Source organism: Micromonospora sp. NPDC050686, from assembly GCF_040654475.1.
GTDB lineage: Bacteria > Actinomycetota > Actinomycetes > Mycobacteriales > Micromonosporaceae > Micromonospora.
This window is the reverse complement of record NZ_JBFAID010000002.1, coordinates 214003-233209: the sequence shown is the minus strand read 5'-3', so window position 1 is coordinate 233209 and position 19207 is coordinate 214003. Positions and strand designations below refer to the sequence as shown.

Here is a 19207-nt window from a genome sequence, read left to right as displayed (position 1 = left end):
GTGTGTCAACCAGGGCCCCCGCCTGACGCCTCAGAACAGGGGGCGGACCAGCAGGTAGGCCAGGCAGGCGATCAGCGCGGCGGCCGGGAACGTGATGATCCAGGCGATCACGATGTTGCCGGCGACGTTCCAGCGCACGGCGGAGAGCCGCTTGGTCGCGCCCACGCCCATGATCGCCGAGGTGATCGTGTGGGTGGTGGAGATCGGGGCCTTCAGCACCAGCGCGTTGAAGTAGAGCACGGCGCTGGCCACCGTCTCGGCGGCGAAGCCCTCCGGCGGCCCGAGGTCGATGATCTTCCGGCCCAGGGTCCGGATGATCCGCCAGCCACCGGCGTACGTGCCCAGGGCCAGCATGGTCGCCGAGGTCCAGAACACCCAGCCGGGGATGTGCGTCTTGTCGTTCTGGAAGCCGCCGGTGTACAGCGCCAGGACCACGATGCCCATCGTCTTCGCAGCGTCCTGCATGCCGTGGCCGACCGACATGGCCGCCGCCGAGGCGGTCTGCGCCCAGCGGAAGCCGCGGTTGAGCTTGCCGGGCTGGCCGTTGCGGAACAGCCAGAGGATGGCCAGCATCACCAGGTAGCCGAGGGCCAGGCCGACGATCGGCGACAGGATCATCGGCAGGATGACCTTCTCGCCGATGGTGACCCACTGCACGATGCCGCCGGTGGAGAGCAGGGTCGCCCCGACCAGGCCGCCGAAGAGCGCGTGCGAGGACGACGACGGCAGGCCGAAGTACCAGGTGATCAGGTTCCAGGCGATGGCGCCGAGCACCCCGGCGAAGACCACCCCGAGGCTGCCCACGCCGGTGGGGAGGGTGACCAGGCCGTCGCCGACGGTCTTGGCCACGCCGGCGCCGAAGTGGGCGCCGACGAAGTTGCCGACCGCGGCGAGCCCGAGGGCGATCCGGGGCGTCAGCGCCCGGGTGGAGACGCTGGTCGCGATCGCGTTGGCGGCGTCGTGGAAGCCGTTGGTGTAGTCGAACGCCAGGGCCACCGCGATCACCGCCAGCACGGCGATGAGTTCGGGTGTCAGAGTCACCGGCTCAGGACTCCTTGACCGCGATGGTCTCGACGGTGTTGGCGACGTGCTCGAAGGCGTCGCAGGCGGCCTCCAGTTCGTCGGCGACCTCCTTCATCTTCAGCACGGTGAGCGCGTCGTACTCGCCGGAGAAGAGCCGGACCAGCAGCATCCGGTACACCCGGTCGCCGTCGTTCTCGAGCCGGTTGCACTCGATCCAGTAGTCCTCGAGATCCTTCATCGACTTCAGCCGGGGCATCGCCTCGGCGGTCAGCTTGGCCTGCTGGTCCAGCACGTTCACCAGCTCGTGCATCTCGCGGGGCAGCGAGGGCAGCTTGGTCAGCCCGTACAGGTAGAGCAGGTTGCCGACCGCCTCCAGGTGGTCCATCACGTCGTCGAGCAGCGAGCCCAGCCGGTAGATGTCCTCCCGGTCGAACGGCGTGATGAAGGTAGAGTTGATCTTTTTGTAGAGCTCGTGGGTGATCTGGTCGCTGTCGTGCTCGACCTCGGTCAGCCGCTCGCTCACCGACTGCACGTCCGCGCCGGGCAGCCCCAGCTCGTTGAGCAGTTCGGTGCCCCTTACCAGGTTCTGTGCGGCCCTGGTGAAGAGCTCGTAGAAGGCGCCCTCGGTAGGGCGGAAGGAAAACTTCACAGCACGGACCTCGTCGTCTTGGTGGTAGGGGTGGCGCGCGGCCACCGGGGGTGCCTGCCGGGGGAATGCTAGAAAACGCCAGGACCGGTCCTTGACCGGCCCACCCCTGGTCAGGCGGGATTCATGCCTCGTTCACCCGCCGTTCACCTTCACCCGGCCGGAGTCCACGCAAACGCGCCCGTTCCGCCGCCACGTCGAAGTCCGCGGGCGGATACCCCAGATCCAGCGTGGCGAACGTCTCCCGCAGCAGGTGGGCCACGGCCCAGTCCCGGTACCACTTGCGGTCCGCCGGCACCACGAACCACGGCGCCCCGGCCAAGCCGCACCGCGCCAGCGCCTCGGCGTACGCGGCCTGGTAGTCGTCCCAGCGCGACCGGGCGTCGATGTCGCCCGGGTTGTACTTCCAGTACTTGCGCGGCTCGGTCAGCCGTTCCAGCAGCCGTTCACCCTGCTCGGCCCGGGAGATGTGCAGCAGCACCTTGACCAGGGTCACCCCACCCTCGGTCAGCTCCCGCTCGAAGGCGTTGATCTCGTCGTACCGGGACCGCCAGGTGGCCTCCGGCACCAGCCCGTCCACCCGGGCGACCAGCACGTCCTCGTAGTGCGACCGGTTGAAGATCCCGACGTACCCGGGCGGCGGCAGGGCCCGCCGGATCCGCCACAGGAAGTCGTGCCGCAACTCCTCTGCGGTGGGCGGGCCGAAGGAGCGGATGTGCAGGCCGAGTGGGTTCATCGCGCCGGCCACCCGTTTGATCGTGCCGTCCTTGCCGCCGCAGTCCATGGCCTGCAGGACCAGCAGCACCCGGCGGGGCCGGTCCGCGCCCAGGTCCGGCCCGCCGGTGGTCGGCACGGAGGTCGCCGCGCCCGGCTGGGCGGCCTTCGCGGCGGCGAACAACATCTCCTGTTGCCGGCCCAGCTCGGCGCCGGTCGCCTGGACCTGTTGCCGGGCCCACGCCTTGCGCGCGCCCCCGGCGCCCGCCGCCGCAGGCAGGCCGGGCGTGGACCGGGGATCGATCGCCCCGAGGTCCACCCCGCCGCCGTCCGATCCGACCCGCAGCAGCTCGCGCATCGTCCCGCCCTCGGGCGGAACGATCTCCGTCACGTCATCAACGCCCATCCCCCGATCTTCACCCACGGCGTCGGCCCTCGCCTCCCGAGCGGACGCCGCCCCGCCGGGACGCCTCCGTGTCAGGTTCGGGGGCTACGGTGCGTCCGGTGGGTGGGGACAATCTGCGCGGGAGGCGGCATGTCGGCGACGGAGTTCGAGGCCGAGCGAGGACGGCTGACCTCGGTGGCGTACCGGATGCTGGGCAGCCGGAGCGAGGCTGAGGACGCCGTCCAGGAAACCTGGCTGCGCTACTCGTCGGCGCTCGGGGACCCGGCCGCCCGCGCCGAGATCCGGCACCTCGGCGCCTGGCTCACCACCACCTGCGCCCGGATCTGCCTGGACGTGCTGCGCTCCGCCCGGGTGCGCCGGGAGACGTACCCGGGGCAGTGGTTGCCCGAGCCGCTGGTGGCCCCGTTCGCCCCGGCCGCCGACGGCTTCGCGCCGGACCCGGCGGAACGCGCGGTCCGCCGCGACCAGGTGGGCACCGCGCTGCTGGTGGTGCTGGAGCGGCTCACCCCGGAGCAGCGGGTGGCGTTCGTGCTGCACGACGTGTTCGCCGTTCCGTTCGCCCGGATCGCCGAGGCGCTGGAGACCACCCCGGAGGCGGCCCGGCAGCTCGCCTCGCGGGCCCGTCGGGCGGTCACCGCCGCGGACGCGCCCCGGCACACCGCCGACCTCGCCGAGCAGCAGCGGGTGATGGCCGCGTTCGTCGCCGCCACCGAGTCCGGCGACCTGGCCGCGCTGGTCCAGGTGCTGGCCCCGGACGTGGTGCTGATCGGGGACAGCGGCGGCCACTTCCCGGCGGCCCGCCGCCCGGTCACCGGGGCCGAGGCGGTCGGCCGGTTCACCCTCGGCCTCTTCGGCCAGGCCGGGCGCTACGGCGGGCGGGTGAAGGCCCGCGCCGTGCTGGTGGACGGGACGCTCGGCCTGCAGCTGGAGACCCTCGACCGGGCCGGCCAGCTGATCCGGGTGGTCACCACCTTCGCGGTGGCCGACGGCCGGATCACCGGCATCTTCAACCAGCTCAACCCCGAGAAACTCACCGCCGTGCCCGCGCTCCCCCAGGAGGCCGGCTGGCCGCCGGGCCGCTGACCGGGCGCCGGGTCAGACCACCAGGGCCAGCCACTTCCGGTACGACGTGGCGAACGGCTCGGTGCCGTCGCCGAGCGCGGTGAGCAGCCACCGGGCCGCCGCCCGCGCCTCGGCGACCACGTCGTCCGGGTAGCCGAAGCGCTCCCGGTGATCGGCGAACTCGTCCTCGTCGCGCAGCTCGACCAGGCCGGTCCCCCGCCGGCGCACCACGTCCAGGTCGAGGTCGACCAGGTGGACGGTGTCGCCCTCCCAGCGGGCCGGGGTGGCGATGTCGCAGTAGACCTCGCTGGTCCGCGGCGGCGGGTTGAACATCCCCGTCCACCAGCCGTGGTGCGGCACCAGCAGCACGAACGGGATCTGCTCGACCGAGGGGCGGCCATGGTAGACGGACTCGGTGCCGGTCGGCACGCCGAGCCAGACACCGAGATCGTCCTCGGTGAGCCGGCGGGCCGGGTAGTCGCGGTGGGCGCTGCCGTCGTACTTGCGGTAGATCACACGGACCACGTCGCTCGGCATGAGTCGCACCCTAACCGATATCGCCCAACCAACGCTGCGACGAAAGTAACCGGACAGCGCGGGTGCGATTCCGTACGGTGACGGCGCCACGCGGGCGGGGGCGGCCGGCGGTGTCGCCCTCGGCGGGTACCGTCGCACGGTGACCGCGCCCCGCACCGCCACCGGCCCCGTTTCGCCCCGAGCCCGGCGCCGGGGCTCCCGGCCCGGCGCGACGGAGCTGCTCACCGCCGCGGTCGGCGCGGTGCCCGGCGGCGCGACCCGTCCCGGTCAGCAGCAGATGACCGTCGCGATCGAGCACAGCATCGCCAGCCGTGAGCACCTGTTGGTGCAGGCCGGCACCGGCACCGGCAAGTCGCTGGCCTACCTGGCGCCGGCGCTGACCGTGGACGGCCCGGTGGTGGTCTCCACCGCCACCCTGGCCCTGCAGTCCCAGCTGGTCGACCACGACCTGCCCCGGCTGGCCGACGCGGTGGAGCCGCTGCTCGGCCGGCGGCCCACCTTCGCGGTGCTCAAGGGCCGGCACCATTACCTCTGCCTGGCCCGGCTGGACAACTCCACGGAGGAGGAGCCGGAGGACGCCCTCTTCGACGCGCCCGGCTCCGGCGGCGGCACGAAGTGGCTCGGCGAGGCCGGCCGGGTCGGCAAGCAGATCCAGCGGCTGCGGGACTGGGCGGAGGAGACCGACACCGGCGACCGCGACGAACTGGACCCGGGCGTCGACGACCAGGCCTGGCGGATGGTCTCCATGCCGGCCCGGGAGTGCGTCGGGGCGACCCGCTGCCCGTTCGGCCAGGAGTGCTTCGCGGAGGCCTCAAGGGCCCGGGCCCGGGAGGCCGACATCGTGGTGACCAACCACAGCCTGCTGGCGGTGGACATGCTCGCCGGCCGGCACATCGTGCCGCCGCACAAGCTGCTGATCGTGGACGAGGCGCACGAGCTGGCCGACCGGGTCTCCTCGGCCGCGCAGGCCGAGCTGGTGCCCGAGCTGATCGACCGGGCGGCCCGGCGGGCCCGGCCGCTGCTCAAGCCGGACGTCGCCGAACGGCTGACCGAGGCCGGCGACGCGCTCGCCGTGGGTCTGGCGGAGGCGCCGGCCGGGCGGCTCACCACCGGGCTGCCGGTCCCGCTGCGGGAGGCGTGCACGCTGCTCGACGCCGCCACCCGGGCCGGGCTGGACGCGATCGGCGAGGTGAAGTCGGACGATCCGGACCCGGTCCGCAAGCAGCAGACCAAGGCCGTGCTGGACGAGCTCTCCACCACGGCGCAGCGGCTGCTGGAGGAGGCCGAGCACGACGTGGCCTGGGTCGAGAAGCCGGAGAACGGCAGTCGCCGGGCGCTGGTGGTCGCGCCACTCTCGGTCGCCGGCACCCTCGCCACCCATCTGTACGACGAGCGCACCGTCGTCGCCACCTCGGCCACGCTGGCGCTGGGTGGCCGCTTCGACACGGTGGCCCGGGCGCTCGGGCTGGACGCCCCCGTTCCGGCCCCGCCGTCGCCGGCCGCCGCCGCGCTGGCCGCCAGCACGGCGCGCGGCGACGCGGCGGCGCAGGCCCCGGTGGCCGCCGCGCCGGGCAGCCGGGCCGCCACCGGCACCGTCCCGGCCACCGAGGGGCCGGGCTGGTCCTCACTGGACGTCGGCTCCCCGTTCGACTACGCCCGGCAGGGCATCCTCTACGTCGCCGCGCACCTGCCCCGCCCCAGCGTGTCGGGCCTGCCCACGGCGGCCGGTGAGGAGCTGCTCGGGCTGATCGGCGCACTCGGTGGCCGTACCCTCGGGCTGTTCTCCTCCCGGCGGGCCGCGCAGCAGGCGGCGGAGCTGGTGCGGGCGCGGACCGACCTGCCGGTGCTGCTCCAGGGGGAGGAAGCGCTGCCGTTGCTGGTCCGCAGGTTCCGCGAGGAGCGCGCCAGCTGCCTGTTCGGGGTGATGTCGCTCTGGCAGGGGGTGGACGTGCCCGGCGACGCCTGCCAGCTCGTGGTGATCGACCGGCTGCCCTTCCCCCGCCCCGACGAGCCGCTCGCCGCGGCCCGGGCGGCGGCCGTGGACGCGACCGGCGGCTCGGGCTTCGCGGCGGTGAGCGTGCCGATCGCCGCGGTCCGGCTGGCGCAGGGGGTGGGCCGGCTGATCCGGGCCACCGGGGACCGGGGCGTGGTGGCGGTGCTGGACTCCCGGCTGGAGACGGCCCGCGGGTACGGCCCGTTCCTGCGCCGGTCGCTGCCCCCGTTCTGGTACACCACCCGCCCGGAGGTGGCCCGCGGCGCCCTGGAGCGCCTCGGCAGGTCCTGACGCGGCCCCGCTCCCGGCGAGCGGGAACGGGGCCGGGCACGGAACGGTCAGGGCGCCTGGGAGGCGACCACCACGGCGTCCGGTGGGGTTTCCGGCACCGACCGGGCGGCCAGCCGGCGGACGGCCGTGTTGAGCACGGCGATCAGCGGCACCGCGACCACCGCGCCGGTGATCCCGGCCAGCACCACGCCGGCCGCGATGCCGATGATCACGGCGAGCGGGTGGATGGCCACCGCCCGGCCCATGATCAGCGGCTGGAGCACGTGCCCCTCCACCTGCTGCACACCGATCACCACGCCGAGGATCACCAGGGCGATGTACGGACCGCTGTCCACCAGGGCGACGAGCACCGCCACCACGCCGGAGAGCGTGGCGCCGACGATCGGGATGAACGCGCCGAGGAAGACCAGTGCGGCCAGCGGGAAGGCGAACGGGATGTCGAAGATGACCAGGAAGACGCCGATGCCCACGGCGTCGATGAAGGCGACCAGCACGGTGGCCCGGACGTAGGCGCCGAGGGTGGCCCAGGAGGCCCGGCCCGCGTCGTCGACCTTCCACCGGGCCGCCAACGGCAGCAGCCCGACCAGGAACCGCCAGATCCGGTTGCCGTCCCGCAGGAAGAAGAAGGTGGCGAAGAGCACCAGGATGGTGCCGGTGAGCACCTCCGCCAGGGTGGCCGCGGTGCTCAGCGCGCCGCTGGTGAACTTGGCGCTGTTGCCGTTGATCCAGTTCTGCGCCTCGTCGATGTACCGGGTGAGCTGGCTGTCCGACAGGTGCAGCGGGCCGGTCTTCAGCCAGTCCTGGATCTGCCGGACGCCCTGCGACGACTTCGCGCTCAGCTCGGGCACACCCTGGATGAACTCGTTCACCACCAGGGTCATCGTGGCGACCACCGCGGCCAGGCCGCCGACCAGCACCACCGCGGTCGCCGCCGAGCGCGGGAAGCGCGCCCGGAGCAGCCAGCCCACCGCCGGCGCGAGCAGCGCGGAGAGCAGCAGCGCGACGGCCAGCGGGATCATCACCACCTTGATCGTGCCGACGATCTTGAGCAGCGCCCAGGCAACCACCCCGATGACGATCAGCCGCCACGACCAGGCGGCGGCGATCCGCAGCCCGTGCGGGACGTCCGCGTCGTCCCGGCTGGAGGTGGAGTTGTGCATAGCGGCGGGCGGCTCCGCGCCGACCACCACCGCGGACGGCGCCGCCGCCGGTCCGGGCGAGGACGGCGAGGCCAGGTGCGCCTCCTCCGGCACGTCCGCCGGGTGGGCCCGGGCCTCGCGCGCCGAACTCCGGCCGTTCTCGTACGCACGGCGCAGCCGTCCGCGTATCCGCTCGAAGCGGCTCAAGCGCACCTCCTGGCAACGACGGCGGCCCGCACGGCGCGGTCCGCACAGGGTACGTCCGACAGCGTCACCGTAGGGTAGATCCGCCACACATTGCCCAACCGTCATCCTCCGTAACCACCGGCGCACCCGTCCCGGGGCACCCGGTACCGTCTGCGGCGTGACCAGCGACCAGAATCTCGACGCCGGCCTGCCGATCCGCCTGCTGCACGACCGGGTGCTGGTGAAGACGGAGGGCAGCGAGGGCGAGCGCCGCTCCACCGCGGGGATCGTCATCCCGGCGACCGCCGCCGTCGGGAAGCGGCTGGCCTGGGCCACCGCGGTGGGAGTCGGCCCGAACGTCCGCTCGATCGTCTCCGGCGACCGGGTGCTCTTCGACCCGGACGACCGCTCGGAGGTCGAGCTGCACGGCCGGGGCTACGTGCTGCTGCGCGAGCGGGACGTGCACGCGGTGGCCGCCGAGCGGGTCGAGCCGGACGCGACCGGCCTGTACCTGTAGGCCGGGTTTCCCACGGGCGGTAGAGCCGAGGCCCCCGGCGTGCCCGCCGTTCCCGGTGTCGTTTGCGCCGCGGCGAGGCGGGAAGCCAGGCATGTCCGCGGGGCCCTGGGGAGGGACGATGCCGGTTTTCGTGAAGAAGCTGCTGCTCTGGGGCTTCGTCGCCTTCCTGATCTACTTCATGGCGTTCCGACCGGACGGCGCGGCCCAGCTGTTCCGGGGGATCGGTGCGGCGCTGATGGCGATCGCCCAGGGCCTGGGTGACTTCCTCACCGGCGTGATGAGCTGAGGGTCAGGGCCGCCCCGGGGGCCACGGCGCGGCCGGGCCCGGGCCGTACCAGCCGGGCGGGCCGTACCCGGCCGGCTGGGCGGGCGGCGGTGGGGCGAGCACCACCGGGATCGGCACCACCGGCTCGTCCGGCGCCTCGATCGTGCGCTGCGAGCCGTCCGGGAAGCGCAGGTGGTAGCGCTGCCCGTCCCAGACGCCGACCGGCGCCTGCGGGTCCCGCCCGACGAAGAACGACCGGTACGCGCTGATCGCGTCCAGCAGTTCGCGCTCCTCCCGCATCGTCCGCTCCCGGTCGGCGGGGCGGGCGTCCAGGCCACGGCGCATCCCGTCGCGCAGCAGCGCCAGCCGGGTCGCGGTGAACTGGTAGCCCCGCATCGCCTTCAGCCCGGCGTCACCGGCCACCCGCCGGGCCCAGGTACGCGCCGCGTGCCGCCGCCCGAGGCTGCCCAGGGCGGCCACCTCGGGCGGGGTGAGCCAGCCGGCGCGGACGTAGTCGGGCAGGGTCCGCTCGGTGAGCCGCCCCTCCCAGGCCCGCAGCCAGACGGCCAGCCCGACCATGCCGAAGAAGATCGGCACCATCACGCCGAGGTAGCCGTAGAGCGCGATCAGCCCCTGCCCGGTGGCCGCCACCAGCGACGGCAACAGGTTCCAGGTGCCGTGCAGCATCATCGCCAGCAGCAGGCCGGCGGCCGGGGCGAGGAACCGTACCCGGCGGTCGGCGGTGCGGGCCGCGATGCCCAGCCCGACGCCGGTCATCGAGGTGAACAGCGGGTGGGCGAAGCCGAAGAGCAGGATCCGGACGATGAAGATGGCGATCACCTGCCGGACGCCGGTGGCCGGCCCGTACTGCTCGACGCCCGAGGCGTAGCCGTAGCCGCCGAGGTAGAGGATGTTCTCCACCATGGCGAAGCCGATCGCGGAAAGGCCGCAGTAGACCAGTCCGTCGGTGATCCCCGACCACTCCCGCCGGCGGAAGATCAGCAGCAGGATGGGGCCGAGCGCCTTGGTCAGCTCCTCGATGAACGGGGCGACCAGCACGGCGGTCAGCGCCTGCGGCAGGCCCCAGTCCTTGAACAGTCGGGCGGCGTTCTCGTTGACCGTCAGCGACGCGGCGGTGGAGACGAACGCGCCCCAGGCGAAACAGAAGATCAGGTACTTGAGCGGCTCCGGCTCGTACCGGTCGAGCCAGAGGAAGCAGGCGACCAGCACCGGCACCGGCAGGATGGCGGCGACCAGGCCGACCAGCAGCGCCTGCGGCCCGAGGCTGGACCCGAGTTGGATCACCATGAAGACCGCGCAGGCGGCGATCAGCAGGATCACCCCGGCCAGCGCGAGGAGGCGACGCCCGCCCAGCCGGCGCAGCGGCATCCGCGGTGCGGCGTCGCCGGGCGGCGGGGGGACGGCGGGCGCGGGCGACGGCGGCGGCGGCGAGCCGCCCGGCGGGGTGTCGGCCATGCGGTCAGCGTAGTCATCCGGGGCCGCCCCGGCCGGCCGCATCGGCGCCCCGCCGCCGGTCAGCCCACCGGGGGCGCGGTGGGCGGCTTCGGCGTGCCGTGCTGCTCGGCGGCGCCGGTGGCCTGCTCCGGCTCGCCGAACGACTGCCGGACCAGCCGGTTCGCCTCCTCCTGGCCGATGCCGGAGGCCACCATCAGGTCGCTCGCGGTGGTCCGGACCTGGGCGATCACCACACTGCCGGAGAAGCCCACCCCTTGGGCGTACGCCCGGCCGGCCTCGCTGACCGCGCGCAGCGACCGCTCGCGGGCCTGCTCCGGCTCCTGGCCGACGGCGAACTCGTGGCGCAGCAGCCGGACCGACTCGGCGAGGTGCGCCAGCGCGTCCGGCATCGGCTCCGGGATGGGCTCCTCGTCCTCGATCATGGTGACCGAGCGCCGGATCAGGGTGCCGGTGTTGCGCATCGCCCGGTCGATCGGGTCGGCCGCCTCGGCGTAGTGGGTCAGCTCGTTGCGCCGGTGCCAGCGCGCCGGCGACAGCGTGCTGGTCTCCTTGGCGCCATCGATCGCCTCGGTGAAGGTGGCCAGCTCCTCCTTGTTCTCGCGGAGCCGTTCCAGGGCCCGCTGGGCGCTGTCCCGGTCCCGGTGGCGCAGCGCGGTCGCGGCGATCTCGAGCTGGTCGGCGAGCAGGTCGAGGGCCGGGCGGGCGGCCCGGTTGATCACCCGTAGCGGGTTGAGCGGCAGCAGGATCGCGGTGACCAGCAGGGCGATGCCGCCGCCGATGAACGCGTCGACGAAGCGGGGCAGTTCGAGGTTGTGGGTGGACGGGCTGAGCGTGACGATCAGCACCGCGGTGGCGGCGGCCTGGATCACGATGGCCACGCTGGCGCCGAAGAAGATGGTCAGCACGATGGCCGCGGTCACCACCAGGCCGAGCTGCCAGCCCCCCGTGCCCAGGAAGTAGATCAGCACGTCGCCGACGAACACCCCGACCGCCACCCCGACGATCAGCTCCACGGTGCGGCGCAGCCGCTGGCCGACCGAGGCGGCCAGCGTGCCGACCGCCGAGATCGGCGCGAACACCGGCTGCGGGTTGTGCAGCAGCTCGTGCGAGACGACCCACGCGAGTGCGGCGGCCAGCCCGGCCTGGACGGCCAGGCCCTGGGCCATCCGGACCCGGTGCAGCCGGTCGTGCAGGGTGGCCTTGCTGCGGTGGCGCAGCTCGCTCACCGCCGCGGCGATCCGCGTCGAGTCGATGTCCGTCCCGCCGTCGCCCAGACCGGCCCGGCGCAGGAACGACGGTCGGCGGTCCCGGGCAACGGCCATGGCGGGTACTACCCGCACCGGAGCGGGGCAATCCTCGCAGCGGGCGGGTGGGGCGGCCGGGATGCGGCAGACTCGCCCGGATGGAGGCACTGACCGACGGGTGGTGCGCCGCGGCGCGCGACGCCGGGGCGACGGCGGATCGGGCGGCCCTGGCCCGGGCCGGCGGGCGGCTGCTGGACCGCTGGCGGGAACCGCACCGGCACTACCACACGGTGGCCCACCTGCGGGCGGTGCTGGCCACCGTCGGCCGGTACGCCGACCTGGCCGACCGGCCGCACCTGGTCCGGCTCGCCGGGTGGGGCCACGACGCGGTCTACGACCCGCGCGCCGCCGGGGACGCCAACGAGCGGGCCAGCGCCGGGCTGGTCGGCGGGCTGCTGGCCGGGCTGGGGGTGCCGGCCGCCGGGGTGGCCGAGGTGGCCCGGCTGGTGCTGCTCACTGCCGGGCACCGGGTCGACCCGGGCGACCGTGACGGCGCCCTGCTCTGCGACGCCGACCTGGCCGTCCTGGCCCGCCCCGAGCCCGAGTACGACGCCTACGCGGCCGCCGTCCGCCGCGAGTACGCGCACGTGCCCGAGCCGGACTTCCGGGCCGGGCGCGCCCGGGTGCTCACCGCCCTGCTCGCCCTGCCCGCGCTGTACCGCCTGCCGCCGCTGGCCGCGCGCTGGGAGACCCACGCCCGCACCAACCTCACCCGCGAACTCGCCGGCCTCGCCGACGTCGGGGGTTCTGGCGGCCCCGGCAGTTCTGGCGGCCCCGGCGCTCCTGGCGGCCCCGACGGCCATGATCACGCTCGACCCGGGAAGTAGTGGCCTCGTCCGGACTCCGAGGCCACCGTTTCCCGGATCGAGCACGATCTTGCGGGGCGGGGCGGGGCTGCGAAGTGCGGGAGCCGGCGCGGGCGCGGGTCAGGCGGCGCGGCGGGTCAGGTGCTTGGGGCGGCGCAGGTCGGCCGCGCGGAGCAGCCGGACGATCTCGCGGCTCGGGACGACCCGGGCGCCGAGCCAGACCGCCATCGGGAAACGCTCGGCCGGGATGTCGTAGTGGTCCCGGTCGAAGCCGCGCCGGGGCGCGCCCAGCGCCTCGGCGAAGGCGTGCAGCTCGGCGTACGAGACGTCGCTGACCAGGTGCGACCAGCGGCGGCCCCGCCAGGGAACCCGCGGCTCGTCCAGGTACAGCATGGCAGCCACGGTAGCCGCTCGGACCGGGTCGGTGGACACCGCGCTAGCGTTCGCACATGGCCGACTCCCCCCTCCTCGCCGACCTGCGCGCCGCCCTCGGCGACGCCGCCGTGCTCACCGACCCGGACCTGCTGCGGACCCACCGGCGCGACGAGGCCGACCTCTGCGCGGCCGGTACGCCGCTGGTGGTGACCCGCCCGCGCGACACCGCGGAGGTGGTGGCGGTGGTCCGCGCGGCGGCCCGGCACGGTGTGCCGGTGGTGCCGCAGGGCGCCCGCACCGGGCTGGCCGGGGCGGCCAACGCGGTCGACGGGTCGGTCGTGCTGAGCACCGTGGCGATGGACGCGATCCTCGAGATCGACCCGGTGAGCCGGATCGCCGTGGTCCAGCCCGGCGTGGTCAACGCGCGGCTCGCGCGGCAGGTGGCCGAGCGGGGCCTCTACTACCCGCCGGACCCGGGTTCCTGGGAGTCCTCCACCATCGGCGGCAACGTCGCCACCAACGCCGGCGGCATGTGCTGCGTGAAGTACGGGGTCACCGCCGAGTACGTGCTCGGGCTGGAGGTGGTGCTCGCCTCGGGCGAGGTGCTGCGCACCGGGCGGCGTACCGCCAAGGGCGTCGCCGGGTACGACCTGACCCGGCTCTTCGTCGGCGCCGAGGGCACCCTCGGGGTGATCACCGAGATCACCGTCGCGCTGCGCCCGGCGCCCGAGGAGTCGCTGACCATGGTGGCGGTCTTCGACACCACCGCGGCGGCCGGCGCGGCGGTGGCGGACATCGCCGCGCGGGGGCTCACCCCGAGCCTGCTGGAGCTGCTGGACCGCACCCACCTGGCCGCCATCGAGGCGTACCGGCCGATGGGGCTGCGCACCGACGCGCAGGCGCTGCTGCTGGCCGCCGCCGACACCGGCGCGGGGGCCGCCGACGACCTGGCCCGGATCGCCGAGGTCTGCACCGCGGCCGGCGCGAGCGAGGTGTACGCGGCCACCGACGCGGTCGAGGCGGCGGCGCTGTTGCAGGCCCGGCGGCTGGCCCACCCGGCGATGGAGAAGTTCGCCGCGGACGCCTTCCCGGGCGGCAACGGCGGGCTGGTCATCGACGACGTGGCGGTGCCGCGCGGGTCGCTGGCCGCGCTGCTGGACGGGGTGGCCCGGATCGCGGCCGAGTGCGACGTGCCGATCGGCGTGGTGGGCCACGCCGGGGACGGCAACCTGCACCCGAACATCGTGATCGACCGGGCCGATCCGCCGAGCGTCGAACGCGGCCGGCGGGCGTTCGACGAGATCATGCGGCTCGGCCTGGCGCTGGGCGGCACCTGCACCGGCGAGCACGGGGTGGGGCTGCTGAAGCGGGACTGGCTGGCCCGGGAGATCGGGCCGGTCGGGGTCCGGGTGCACCAGGCGATCAAGGGGGCGCTGGATCCGGCCGGCCTGTTCAACCCGGGCAAGGTGTTCTGACCGCCGCGCGCCGGCGGCTCCCGCCCCTCGGCAGGCAGTCCTCAGGAGGTCGGTTCGGCGGGGGTCGCCTGGGTGAGCAGCAGCAGGATCTCCCCGGCCACTGGCGGCCGTTCCTCGCCCGGGCAGTCCTGTGAGGTGATCAGGCCGGCGGTGGTGAGCAGGCTGGAGGTCAGCGCGTCGATGCAGCTGGCCCGGTACTGCCGGGCCTCGTCGGTCTCCCCGGCCAGCCGCGGGTCGGCGAGCAGCCCGTGCAGCCGCTGCAATCGGCCGGGGTCGAGGGCCCCGGTCGAGGTCACCCCGTCGCCGGCGCAGTCGACGCACTCCCACCGGCCGTCCGGCTCGACGTTCAGGGTGCGCAGCGGCCCGTCGGAGCCGAGCTTCTGGACCAGGCTGACCCGGTTCGCGCCGGTCCCCGCCACCGGCTGGCCCGACGCGGTGCCGCCACCGGCGGACGCGTCGCCCGCCCCGGCCCGCCGGACCGGCCCGATCGAGCAGGCGCCGAGGGTGGTGGCCAGCAGGGCGGCGACGGGGAGCAGAGCCAGGCGCGACCAGAAGGGGAAAACCACGCGGCGGAAACTACCGCACGATGGGAATCGCGGACACCCGCCGACCGGTCGCGGCGGGATCGGTCAGCGGGACGACGAGGGCAGTTCGGCGGCGTCGCCGTCGCCGCCCCGGTCGGCGGCGAATCCGCGTACGTCGGGGGCGCCGAGCCGGGCCGCGTCCGCCGTGGCGTCGTCCGGCATGGCCTGCGACTGCCGCTCCGCCTCCACCCGGGCCCGATAGTGGGCCACCTCGCGGGCCCGGGTCGCCGTATCCCAGCCGAGCACCGCACCCATCAGCTCCGCGGCGTGCTCCGCCGACTCCAGGCCGCGGTGGCTGGTCTCGAAGGAGATCCGGGTACGCCGGGTGAGCACGTCCTCCAGGTGCAGCGCGCCCTCGGAGCGGGCCGCGTACGTCACCTCGGCGGCGAGGTATTCCGGCGCGCCGGCCAGTGGCGAGGCGAGCAGCGGGTCGGCGTCGATCAGGGCGAGCAGTTCCAGGGTGAGTGAGCCGTACCGCTCCAGCAGGTGCTCGACCACCCCGACCGGCACCCCGTGCCGGCGGGCCAGGTCGGCCCGGTCCCGCCACATCGCCGCGTACCCGTCGGCGCCGAGCAACGGCAGATCCGCCGTACGCGAGTGGCGGGCCCCGCCCAGCCGGCGGACCGCCCGGTCCACCACGTCGGAGGCCATCACCCGGTACGTCGTGTACTTGCCGCCGGCCACCAGCAGCAGCCCGAGCATCGGCTCGAAGACCGCGTGCTCGCGGGAGAGCTTGGAGGTGGAGTCGGCCTCGCCGGCCAGCAGCGGGCGCAGCCCGGCGTAGACGCCCTCGATGTCGTCGACCGTGAGCGGCCGGTCCAGCACCGTGTTGACCTGGTCGAGCAGGTATTGGATGTCGCGCGCGCTGGCCGCCGGGTGGGACCTATCCAACCGCCAGTCGGTGTCGGTGGTGCCGATGATCCAGTGCCCGCCCCACGGAATCACGAACAGCACGCTGCTGGCCGTGCGCAGGATCAGCCCCGTCCCGCCGGTGATCGCCGAGCGGGGCACCACCAGGTGCACCCCCTTGGACGCGCGCACCCGAATGCCGGGGCGCAGCCCGACGTCGTTGAGCATCCGGGACATGTCGTCGCTCCACACCCCGGTGGCGGCGACGACCGTGCGGGCGCGTACCTCGAACTCGGCGTCCGGCGACCCGGCGGGCGCCTCCAGGTCGCGGACCCGGACGCCGGTCACCTCGCGCGCCTGCCGGATCAGGCCGACCGCCCGGGTGCTGTTCACCACCGTCGCGCCCAGGCTGGCCGCCGTCCGGGCCAGGGTGACCACCAGCCGGGCGTCGTCGACCTGGCCGTCGTAGTAGCGGATCGCCCCGGCCAGCCGGTCGCCGCGCAGGCTGGGGAACGCCCGGCGCGCCCCCTCCCGGCTCAGGTGCCGGTGCAGCGGCATGCCCCGGCCGCCGCCGAACAGCCCGGCGAACGCGTCGTAGGCGGCCACCCCGGCGCCGTAGTAGGACCGGCGGAAGATCCGCGCCGGCAGGTCGCGCAGGCGCTCCCCGGCGGGCAGCGGGACCAGGAACGGGACCGGCCGGACCAGGTGCGGCGCCAGCCGGGTGGCCAGCAGCCCGCGCTCGGTCAGCGCCTCGTGGACCAGGTGCAGCTCCAGCTGTTCCAGGTAGCGCAGGCCGCCGTGGATCAGCTTGCTGGACCGGCTGGAGGTGCCGGCGGCGTAGTCGCGCGCCTCCACCAGGGCCACCTTCAGCCCCCGGGACGCCGCGTCGAGGGCGGCGCCCGCGCCCGTCACCCCGCCGCCGATGACCAGCACGTCGAACCGCTCGGCGCGGAGTCTGCGCAGGTCGGTGGCGCGGCGCTGCGGGGACAACTGACCGGCGACGGCTCGGGAGACGTTGGGGTCACGCACCCGTCCACGGTAACCGTCCCGGGCCCGCCCCGGCACGCGCCCGGCACGCCGTACTGTCTGTGGGCATGCAGGTCGGTCCCCCGCCGCCGTACGGTCCGCCCGGCCCCTGGGCCGCCCCGCCGCCGGCGCGGCCCAGCCCGTGGCCGGTTGTCGCCGCCGTCCTGACCGGGCTCTGGACCGTCCCGGTGGTGGCCCTCCCGCAGCTCGCCGGCTGGGCGGTGGACCAGCTCGAGCTGGACGGCGGTGCCCGGCTGGTCTGGCTCTGGCCGCTGCTCGGGCTGGTCACCGCGGTGCTGGTCGGCGTGCCGGCCCTGCTGCTCGCGCTGCTGCCCCGGTCGGCGGCGGTCCGGGCCACCGGGCGGGTGTGGCTGGGCGGCGCGGTGGTGCTGTTCGCGCTCGGCCTGTGGCGGGCGCTGCCGCCGGTGCACCACGAGGCGTACCTGGCCGCGCTGGCCGGCACCGCCGCGCTGGGCGCGGTGGCGCTGACCCGGCTCGCGCGCCGGCGTACCCCCGTCGGGACGGGCCCGGGCGGGCGGCGACCGGGCGCGGTGACCCTGCTCGCCGCGGCGGCCGGCCTGGCCCTGCTGCTGCCCTGGCTCTGGCTCGGCGCGCTGGGCGGCCTGCTGGAGACGGTGCTCGCCGGGCTGGCCGCGGCGGCCGTCGGGGCGCTGGCCGCCGCGCTGCTCGACGCCGACTTCTGGGCCCCGTTCAGCGTCGGCGAGCCACCCCGGCCGGCCCGGCTGGTGCTGCTGGGCGGGCTGGTCGCCGGGGTGGCCCTGCTGCTGGTCGCGGCCGGCACCGGGCAGTCCGGTACGCAACTGCCCGCGCTGCTCACCGTGCCACCGGCGGGTTTCCTGGCCGCCGCGCTGCACGCGGCGGCCCGGCGGGCCGGCGACCCGGCCGGGGCCGGGCCGACCCGCTGGCTGGTCGGGCTGGCCGTGCTGGGGCCGCTGGCGTTCACCGACCCGGAGGAGATCTCGCTGCCGCTGATCGCGACCCGGGACGTGCCGTACTGGACCGCGGTGGCGGCCGGGCTCGGCCTCGCCGCGGCGCTGCTGCTCGCCGCCGGCTACGGCGTGCTGCTCGCCCGCCGGCGGGCGCGCACCCCGAGCCGGCGGGTGGCGGCGGTGACCGCCGCGGTGCTCGCCGCCACGGCGGTGCTGGTCGACGTCGGCCCCGGCCAGCCGGGGCTGCACGGCGAGCGGCTGCTGGTGGTGCTGCGCGAGCAGGCGGACCTGACGGGCGTCCCGGCCGGCGCTCCCGGCCGGGCCGGCCGGGACGCCCGGGCCGCCGAGGTCTACCGGCGGCTGGTCGCCACCGCCGACCGGACCCAGGCGGACCTGCGCCGCCAGCTCACCCGGCTGCGGCTCAACCCGACGCCGTACTACCTGGTCAACGCGATCGAGGTGGACGGCGGGCCGGCGGTACGGGCCTGGCTGGGCCAGCGGCCGGAGGTGTCGCGGGTGCTGCTCAGCCAGCGGGTCCGCCCGCTGCCCGCGCCCGCGCCGACCAGCCACGGCGACCGGCCGGCGCCGACCGGGCCGGAGTGGAACATCCGCCTGCTCGGGGCGGATCGGGTCTGGTCCGAACTGGGCGTGACCGGGGCCGGGGTGGTGGTGGGCAGCTCCGACTCGGGGGTGGACGGCGCGCATCCGGCGCTGGCCGCCGGCTTCCGGGGCGGCGACGACTCCTGGTACGACCCGTGGACGCACTCCCGGCGGCCGGCCGACCGGGGCGGGCACGGCACGCACACGGCGGGCAGCGCGGTCGGCCGCGACGGCATCGGGGTGGCACCCGGCGCGAGCTGGGTCGGCTGCGTCAATCTGGACCGCAACCTGGGCAACCCGGCCTACTACCTGGACTGCCTCCAGTTCATGCTGGCGCCCTTCCCGGCCGGCGGCGACCCGTTCACCGACGGCCGGCCGCAGCGGGCGCCCGACGTCCTCACCAACTCCTGGGGCTGCCCACCGGTCGAGGGCTGCGACTCCGGCGCGCTCCGGCCGGCCACCGCGGCGCTGGACGCGGCGGGGATCATGGTCGTCGCCGCCGCCGGCAACTCCGGGCCGGGCTGCGGCACGGTCGCCGACCCGCCCGCGCCGTACGCCGACGTGCTGACCGTGGGGGCGGTCGACCGGCAGCGCCGGGTCACCGGACTTCTCCAGCCGCGGCCCGACGCCGGCCGGCGAGGCCAAGCCGGACCTGGTCGCCCCGGGGGCCGAGGTGGTCTCCGCGATGCCGGGCGGCGGGTACGCCGCCATGGACGGCACCTCGATGGCCACGCCACAGGTCGCCGGGGTGGTCGCGCTGATGTGGTCGGCCAACCCGGCACTGGTGGGTGACCTGCCCCGGACGACGGCCATCCTGCGCGACACCGCCACCCCGGTCACGCCGCCGCCCGCCGCGACCGACACCTGCGGCGGGCCGGCGGACGTCGCGGGCGCCGGCCTGGTCGACGCGTACGCGGCCGTGCGCGCGGCCCGCGCCGGGTGAGCCGCGCCGACCACCACTCATCGACGACGCTACCGGAGGC

16 protein-coding genes and 1 pseudogene are annotated in these 19207 nt (G+C 75.3%); 7 read left to right on the top strand and 10 right to left on the bottom strand.

Annotation, left to right across the window (positions count from 1 at the left end; all coding sequences use genetic code 11):
* Window positions 1-30: 30 nt before the first annotated feature.
* The 3 genes from AB0H57_RS03245 to AB0H57_RS03235 form a co-directional block, all read right to left on the bottom strand.
* Window positions 31-1035: an inorganic phosphate transporter gene (locus AB0H57_RS03245; RefSeq protein WP_357502310.1), complete on the bottom strand. Its 1005-nt coding sequence runs from the start codon at window positions 1033-1035 to the stop codon at window positions 31-33.
* A gap of 10 nt (window positions 1036-1045) precedes the next feature.
* Window positions 1046-1672, bottom strand: coding sequence for a DUF47 family protein (locus AB0H57_RS03240; protein ID WP_357502115.1), 627 nt, complete (start codon window positions 1670-1672; stop codon window positions 1046-1048).
* Window positions 1673-1793: 121 nt separating this feature from the next.
* Window positions 1794-2789, bottom strand: coding sequence for a PPK2 family polyphosphate kinase (locus tag AB0H57_RS03235; protein ID WP_357502113.1), 996 nt, complete (start codon window positions 2787-2789; stop codon window positions 1794-1796).
* A gap of 129 nt (window positions 2790-2918) precedes the next feature.
* Between AB0H57_RS03235 and sigJ the strand changes: the two genes are divergently transcribed.
* On the top strand, window positions 2919-3872 hold the full coding sequence (gene sigJ, locus AB0H57_RS03230; protein ID WP_357502111.1) for an RNA polymerase sigma factor SigJ: 954 nt from the start codon (window positions 2919-2921) through the stop codon (window positions 3870-3872).
* A gap of 12 nt (window positions 3873-3884) precedes the next feature.
* On the opposite strand, the gene AB0H57_RS03225 is transcribed toward sigJ, so the two are convergent.
* Window positions 3885-4388, bottom strand: coding sequence for a DUF402 domain-containing protein (locus tag AB0H57_RS03225; RefSeq protein WP_357502110.1), 504 nt, complete (start codon window positions 4386-4388; stop codon window positions 3885-3887).
* 139 nt (window positions 4389-4527) lie between these two features.
* Here AB0H57_RS03225 and AB0H57_RS03220 point away from each other — a divergent pair, with 139 nt between their 5' ends.
* Window positions 4528-6672, top strand: coding sequence for an ATP-dependent DNA helicase (locus tag AB0H57_RS03220; RefSeq protein WP_357502108.1), 2145 nt, complete (start codon window positions 4528-4530; stop codon window positions 6670-6672).
* A 47-nt stretch (window positions 6673-6719) separates the two neighbouring features.
* Here the strand turns inward: AB0H57_RS03220 and AB0H57_RS03215 are convergent, their stop codons facing one another.
* Complete coding sequence (locus tag AB0H57_RS03215; protein WP_357502308.1) at window positions 6720-8066, bottom strand: AI-2E family transporter; 1347 nt, start codon at window positions 8064-8066, stop codon at window positions 6720-6722.
* A 109-nt stretch (window positions 8067-8175) separates the two neighbouring features.
* On the opposite strand from AB0H57_RS03215, the gene AB0H57_RS03210 reads away from it, so the two are divergent.
* Window positions 8176-8514: a co-chaperone GroES gene (locus AB0H57_RS03210; RefSeq protein WP_357502106.1), complete on the top strand. Its 339-nt coding sequence runs from the start codon at window positions 8176-8178 to the stop codon at window positions 8512-8514.
* Between the two features lie 118 nt (window positions 8515-8632).
* Window positions 8633-8800, top strand: a complete 168-nt coding sequence (locus tag AB0H57_RS03205; protein ID WP_357502104.1) for a hypothetical protein — start codon at window positions 8633-8635, stop codon at window positions 8798-8800.
* 3 nt (window positions 8801-8803) lie between these two features.
* On the opposite strand, the gene AB0H57_RS03200 is transcribed toward AB0H57_RS03205, so the two are convergent.
* Window positions 8804-10297, bottom strand: coding sequence for a PrsW family intramembrane metalloprotease (locus AB0H57_RS03200; protein WP_357502102.1), 1494 nt, complete (start codon window positions 10295-10297; stop codon window positions 8804-8806).
* A 17-nt stretch (window positions 10298-10314) separates the two neighbouring features.
* A complete protein-coding gene (locus AB0H57_RS03195) occupies window positions 10315-11577 on the bottom strand; it encodes an FUSC family protein (RefSeq protein ID WP_357502306.1) in 1263 nt (420 codons plus the stop codon).
* An 80-nt stretch (window positions 11578-11657) separates the two neighbouring features.
* Between AB0H57_RS03195 and AB0H57_RS03190 the strand changes: the two genes are divergently transcribed.
* Complete coding sequence (locus AB0H57_RS03190) at window positions 11658-12386, top strand: metal-dependent phosphohydrolase (RefSeq protein WP_357502100.1); 729 nt, start codon at window positions 11658-11660, stop codon at window positions 12384-12386.
* A 99-nt stretch (window positions 12387-12485) separates the two neighbouring features.
* Here AB0H57_RS03190 and AB0H57_RS03185 read toward each other — a convergent pair whose 3' ends face one another.
* Window positions 12486-12758 (bottom strand): DUF4031 domain-containing protein, encoded by a 273-nt coding sequence (locus AB0H57_RS03185; protein ID WP_357502098.1) that lies wholly within the window; start codon window positions 12756-12758, stop codon window positions 12486-12488.
* Window positions 12759-12814: 56 nt separating this feature from the next.
* On the opposite strand from AB0H57_RS03185, the gene AB0H57_RS03180 reads away from it, so the two are divergent.
* The gene (locus AB0H57_RS03180) at window positions 12815-14215 is read left to right on the top strand and encodes an FAD-linked oxidase C-terminal domain-containing protein (protein ID WP_357502096.1); all 1401 of its coding nucleotides are present in this window, start codon (window positions 12815-12817) and stop codon (window positions 14213-14215) included.
* A 41-nt stretch (window positions 14216-14256) separates the two neighbouring features.
* Here the strand turns inward: AB0H57_RS03180 and AB0H57_RS03175 are convergent, their stop codons facing one another.
* Entirely contained in the window at window positions 14257-14781 is a 525-nt protein-coding gene (locus AB0H57_RS03175; protein WP_357502094.1) for a hypothetical protein, read from the bottom strand.
* Window positions 14782-14844: 63 nt separating this feature from the next.
* Window positions 14845-16677, bottom strand: coding sequence for a glycerol-3-phosphate dehydrogenase/oxidase (locus AB0H57_RS03170; RefSeq protein WP_357502092.1), 1833 nt, complete (start codon window positions 16675-16677; stop codon window positions 14845-14847).
* Between the two features lie 65 nt (window positions 16678-16742).
* Between AB0H57_RS03170 and AB0H57_RS03165 the strand changes: the two are divergent.
* A pseudogene (locus tag AB0H57_RS03165) lies at window positions 16743-19167 on the top strand (S8 family serine peptidase).
* Window positions 19168-19207 lie beyond the last annotated feature (40 nt).

What these genes read in the sequence shown, in the direction of transcription:
- AB0H57_RS03180 (WP_357502096.1), top strand. Translation starts at nt 12,815, where the DNA reads ATGGCCGACTCCCCCCTCCTCGCCGACCTGCGCGCCGCCCTCGGCGAC.
- AB0H57_RS03195 (WP_357502306.1), bottom strand. Translation starts at nt 11,577, where the DNA reads ATGGCCGTTGCCCGGGACCGCCGACCGTCGTTCCTGCGCCGGGCCGGT.
- AB0H57_RS03205 (WP_357502104.1), top strand. Translation starts at nt 8,633, where the DNA reads ATGCCGGTTTTCGTGAAGAAGCTGCTGCTCTGGGGCTTCGTCGCCTTC.
- AB0H57_RS03200 (WP_357502102.1), bottom strand. Translation starts at nt 10,297, where the DNA reads ATGCGGCCGGCCGGGGCGGCCCCGGATGACTACGCTGACCGCATGGCC.
- AB0H57_RS03190 (WP_357502100.1), top strand. Translation starts at nt 11,658, where the DNA reads ATGGAGGCACTGACCGACGGGTGGTGCGCCGCGGCGCGCGACGCCGGG.
- sigJ (WP_357502111.1), top strand. Translation starts at nt 2,919, where the DNA reads ATGTCGGCGACGGAGTTCGAGGCCGAGCGAGGACGGCTGACCTCGGTG.
- AB0H57_RS03185 (WP_357502098.1), bottom strand. Translation starts at nt 12,758, where the DNA reads ATGCTGTACCTGGACGAGCCGCGGGTTCCCTGGCGGGGCCGCCGCTGG.
- AB0H57_RS03225 (WP_357502110.1), bottom strand. Translation starts at nt 4,388, where the DNA reads ATGCCGAGCGACGTGGTCCGTGTGATCTACCGCAAGTACGACGGCAGC.
- AB0H57_RS03235 (WP_357502113.1), bottom strand. Translation starts at nt 2,789, where the DNA reads ATGGGCGTTGATGACGTGACGGAGATCGTTCCGCCCGAGGGCGGGACG.